The sequence below is a fragment of the Photobacterium pectinilyticum genome, assembly GCF_024357955.1.
In the GTDB taxonomy this organism is placed as follows: domain Bacteria; phylum Pseudomonadota; class Gammaproteobacteria; order Enterobacterales; family Vibrionaceae; genus Photobacterium; species Photobacterium pectinilyticum.
In genome coordinates this window covers 1-4,314 of sequence record NZ_JANEYT010000145.1, presented here as the reverse complement: position 1 = coordinate 4,314, position 4,314 = coordinate 1, and the positions used below count along the sequence as shown (strand labels likewise).

Genomic DNA, 4,314 nt, shown 5'->3' with positions numbered 1-4,314 from the left:
TCTCTATTTGAATGAAAGCAACATCATAAGTTTGGTGTCAGCTTAATTGAATGTGAGGTTTATGGGGCGGATACGTTCAAGAAAGTTAGATTAAAAAATCTAACGAGGAAATGTCCAAAAACGAGTTAATACTGGTAGTTAACTATCCTGAGGTGGCCATATTTTGCTTACCATCGACGTCGTCGAGGGCTGCTTGTTCCAATGGCGCTTTACTGTCGCTATCCCCAATCCCAGTTGCTTCGCCGTTAGGCTCTGCGATAAGCCCTCTGCCTTGCATTGTAAGACTTTCTCGGTCGTATCGGTTGCAGCGGGGCGCCCGAGCTTCTTGCCCTGCGCCTTGCCCTGCGCCTTGGCCCGGTTGAGGCCCTCCTGGGTGCGCTCGCGGATGCGGTTGCGCTCGAATTCGGCAAAGGCCGAGAACATCTGCAGCATCAGCTTGCCCTCGCTGCTGGCCAGGTCGGCCACGGGGAGGTCGAGGCTGACCACATTGATCCCCCGCTCGCCCAGTGTCCCTATCGTCTGCTGGACATCGATATTATCCCGGCCGAGGCGATCCAGCTTGAGCACGATCAGGGTATCGCCCGGCTCCAGCTTGTGGTCGATGAGGGTGCGGAACCCCTCGCGCTGCATGGCCGGGACACTGCCGGAGACCTGTTCGGCCACCACGCGGTTATTCGGGACGGCATAGCCAGCGCTGCGGATAGCAAGAACTTGGTTCTCCGTGGTCTGCTCGACGGTGGAGACCCGGCAGTAGGCAAAGGTGCGGTGGGGCATGGCGGGGACCTCAGTTGGTATCATATATGTAGTATCAGTGTAGTTCAGGTATCAAAAACTGTGAGGGGTATTTTGATGATACCGCTAGGCCTGTGATTCGGGTGGTATCACAAAACGGTTGTTTGTTGATGCTTTTTCATTATTACGGTTTCAAAGGGGGAGGGTGTAACAAAACAAGTAAACAGACCGAATGTAGAGCGGCAGTCCCAACCTTCCATTACCTGACGCTGTTGTTTACAACCGGGGGAGACCATGTAGCCCTGTTAAGGTGAGCAATGCAATACCGAAGTTTTTGGTGTAATAGGTTGAATTTTTCAACATATCACTATCTTCTATATCAAAAAGTTGTTTGTCAGCCTCATTAGGTATGGTTGTAGGTTAAGCCGCATTGCTATACTCATAGCTAAACGGGTGGGTAAGCGTACGACTTTCAGGTTGCAAGCCCATCAAAAAAGCAGGAGGTCACTGTGAGCTACTTTGCACTTTAAAAAAATAATTCCCCCTCGGCATTAGCGTTGTTTTCTCTGCATTCACTTCTAACGTTTCTTGTCTGATGTGGCTTCATGGGTTACAAGTATAAGGCTTTTAAATCAATATCTTATATGTAATTATTGATAGATTACTTTATGTTTTTGGTGTAGCGTAGGTGTAGTTAATGGCAACGTGGCCAATAGCTGCTTGCTTGAGGTTCTGAAGGCAGAGTTGGCCTTTAGGTGAGTTGGGTTACGTATCACTTTACAGGGAGTAATTGATGCAGAATGTAGTTACCCAAAACGGACATTTTCCCGAAAGGGATTGCGATAAATCAACCATTGAGAATGGCGCAGAGCCAGTAAGGGCGGGCAGTGAGTCGCTATTAGCGGTGCAGCTTAAATATCTTGAATCAGTAGGGGCGATCAGTAACACAATTAATAAGTTTAATAAACGCTATATCACTTCCTTACAAAGCGCAGACCGTAACAAGGTTGTTCACAGTGCTCCTCTGCTAGAGCAACACTCGCAAGAGGTTTTCTTATACGAAGATGAGTTTAATAACCGGCATTACTTTACACACGTTTATTACCAGCCTTCAAAGTATCTCCGCTACTCCCCAGCCTTCCGTTTATACGCAATAGACATCTTCAAGCAAGCCAAAGTGCAGCGTGGTACGCCAGTTCATGTCACGGTTCAGCTTAGTGATGAGGTGATAGCTGATGCGTTAAACACACCAAACGCAGCCAATTACATCAAAGACCGGTTATGTGGCTCACATAAATCTGGCTGCGGCTGGAACAAGGCGTTTATGTTGGTGATTGAGAAGGGAAAGGTCGCGAAGCCTGACCTTGAGTTCATTGAGGACGAGCCTAAGCGTTTATCTCGGCACCTACATATGCTGACTTGGATACAAGATGATGAGCAACAGCTGCGGGATTGGTGCAAACGCATCTCAAAAGGCTACAACAAAGCAGTATGTGTGTTGCCGACCTGGACAAGGAAGCGTGGCTACAATGTCGACTACATGCTTGAGGAAGAGCAGTTTGGCCCTATACCTGCGGAACCTAACCATGATAACGAGTATTGGGCTAACCAGCACCGCAAAGGTGATCATGTTTACTGTACATTGCCCGTCGATCTCGGGTGGGTTGACTACATCAGCAAGGACATCGCTAACTCCAGTGGGATAAAGCTTGTGGCAACGTACGGTTTAAAGCATAAGGCGTCCCTCAAGAAGCAGTTGAGGGAGAACACGAAACTATTCCGCCGGTATTTTCCGGACAACACCCATACCACAGCCCAACTAAGTATTAAGCAGAAAAAGAAGATGGTTAAAGACTGCCGGGAGCTGCGGAAACGAAAGCAAGAAGAGCTCTATTAAGCGCCCAGCGGGACTTGTCGTTGTTAGTGTGGATAGGTGTGCGGAGAGTGCTAAAAGGCAAGCTGCGGGCTTTACAGGGCGCTATAGCGTTGTTTTTCCTGAGTGGCTAGTGTGCTTAACATGAAGCCGGTGTAGGTTGAGACCTGCGGTTAATGGTAGCAACGTTATTCCGCGGGTTAAGGTGTCCTCTCGGTATATGACGGAGATACGTAGGGGCATAGCAGCATATATCAAAGGCGAGTAGGGCCGCCGCCAAAAAGTGGAAGTCCTAGAAGCAGTATAAGGTCGGATAGGGTGCCGTCATTGAGTTTGCCGTGATTTGAAATGACCTTATAGAGACGCTAATTACTTTTATTTGGTTTTGTCTATTGATGTTAGAACACTGATAACCTAAAGCTATCAATATTAGGGCTTTTTCGGCTATCGCTTGATTCAAAAGCAAAACCGAACCCAACAAAGCCCAGTGTTAACGAGGAGAGGGGGCTGCAACACATTAACAGCCCCCTCTTAACCCGCGGCTATTGTCGGGTGTTGTTATATCTAGTTGAGCTTGAAGATGCCGGCTAGCTTGATAAGGTTATTTGTAATCAAGCACATGTTTACCTTGGTCGGTATAAGCGAGCTTGATGGCTGCCCCAGTATGCATCGATGTCTCATACAAGTTGCCGTCAAAGTCTTCTCGTACCACGCTGGTCGAATGGACCTCGAAGCTATTTTCGTGGGTAATGGCAAACTGGATCACCTCTACCAGCCCAGCCGTACCAGATAACCGGGTTTTCTGTTCATTTCATCTAGCGGGTAGCCATAATCATCAATGCGCTGTTGGTTGATGGCCGTTTGCTCCTCATAGCGCTGGCTCTCCCTCACAAGCCGCTGTTGGCATCGCTCACGGTCACAGGTCTGGCGCGGCATTGTCCGTAAGATGCAGTTTCGGATATCCGAGTTGTACTGCTTGTCAGAAATGGTGTGGAAGGCATCGCTATTGGAAGGGGAGGTATTAAAGTGGTTGATTTCATCATCCGTTATCGTGGCAAGGAAATCTAACTGGCTGTCATATTTGGCGGCATAGCCTTGGTTCTTCTTAATTTCCCCGTGCCAGTATTCTATACGGCTGTCGATGGTTTCTTTGTTGCGGACTAGCTTTGCTTCATGGCGCGTAGCGAGCTCGTTCGACAGTACAGCTCTATTCAACCAGCTCCCGCCTATGTTATCCGTCTTCTCAGCCCAGCTAGTAGCTACTCATACTTTGCGGGTATCGAGGGCCTGTGCCACTGTCAGGGACGGATCGTCATGCAGTATACCCTCCTTGACCAACTTAACGTTTGACTGCCCACCGCAACCGGCCAGCAACACACTACTGGCGAGTAAGCCAAGTGCCATTGTCTTTTTCATAGGATCCTTTGCTTGTCATTATGTCGCCCTGTGTTGTTCGGGTGGTTATCTCTTAGTGGAAACGACTAACTAGAGGTAACGCTTAATTCTGAAGCGTTGTGAAGGAAGATTGGAAATAGTGCCTAGAGTCTAGACGTTACTGAATCCTTGACTTAATCTGTACCGTTAGCCTTGAGCTTCTTTATGGGGCTTAGCGAGAGGTGTTGGTAAAGAATGGTAAGCGGGTGTTTCTCCCCATATTCCGGTAATCATCAATGCCTGGTACTGATATAGCTCCTTCATTAATGGAGCTT

The 4,314-nt window shown here is 48.3% G+C and carries 5 protein-coding genes; 1 reads left to right on the top strand and 4 read right to left on the bottom strand.

Annotation, left to right across the window (positions count from 1 at the left end; all coding sequences use genetic code 11):
- Window positions 1–138: 138 nt before the first annotated feature.
- Window positions 139–774 carry a recombinase family protein gene (locus NHN17_RS25395; RefSeq protein ID WP_255045454.1) on the bottom strand — a complete coding sequence of 212 codons (636 nt, stop codon included), beginning with the start codon at window positions 772–774 and terminating at the stop codon, window positions 139–141.
- A gap of 751 nt (window positions 775–1,525) precedes the next feature.
- Here NHN17_RS25395 and NHN17_RS25390 point away from each other — a divergent pair.
- Window positions 1,526–2,629: a hypothetical protein gene (locus NHN17_RS25390; protein WP_255045453.1), complete on the top strand. Its 1,104-nt coding sequence runs from the start codon at window positions 1,526–1,528 to the stop codon at window positions 2,627–2,629.
- A 577-nt stretch (window positions 2,630–3,206) separates the two neighbouring features.
- Here NHN17_RS25390 and NHN17_RS25385 read toward each other — a convergent pair.
- From NHN17_RS25385 to NHN17_RS25375, 3 genes are read right to left on the bottom strand one after another with little or no spacing between them, the layout of a single operon-like run.
- Window positions 3,207–3,371, bottom strand: a complete 165-nt coding sequence (locus tag NHN17_RS25385; RefSeq protein ID WP_255045452.1) for a hypothetical protein — start codon at window positions 3,369–3,371, stop codon at window positions 3,207–3,209.
- A gap of 2 nt (window positions 3,372–3,373) precedes the next feature.
- Window positions 3,374–3,820 (bottom strand): hypothetical protein, encoded by a 447-nt coding sequence (locus tag NHN17_RS25380; RefSeq protein ID WP_255045451.1) that lies wholly within the window; start codon window positions 3,818–3,820, stop codon window positions 3,374–3,376.
- A 48-nt stretch (window positions 3,821–3,868) separates the two neighbouring features.
- Window positions 3,869–4,021 carry a hypothetical protein gene (locus NHN17_RS25375; RefSeq protein WP_255045449.1) on the bottom strand — a complete coding sequence of 51 codons (153 nt, stop codon included), beginning with the start codon at window positions 4,019–4,021 and terminating at the stop codon, window positions 3,869–3,871.
- Window positions 4,022–4,314 lie beyond the last annotated feature (293 nt).

Coding starts and splice junctions, on each gene's coding strand:
- NHN17_RS25390 (WP_255045453.1), top strand. CDS start 1,526: ATGCAGAATGTAGTTACCCAAAACGGACATTTTCCCGAAAGGGATTGC.
- NHN17_RS25395 (WP_255045454.1), bottom strand. CDS start 774: ATGCCCCACCGCACCTTTGCCTACTGCCGGGTCTCCACCGTCGAGCAG.
- NHN17_RS25375 (WP_255045449.1), bottom strand. CDS start 4,021: ATGAAAAAGACAATGGCACTTGGCTTACTCGCCAGTAGTGTGTTGCTG.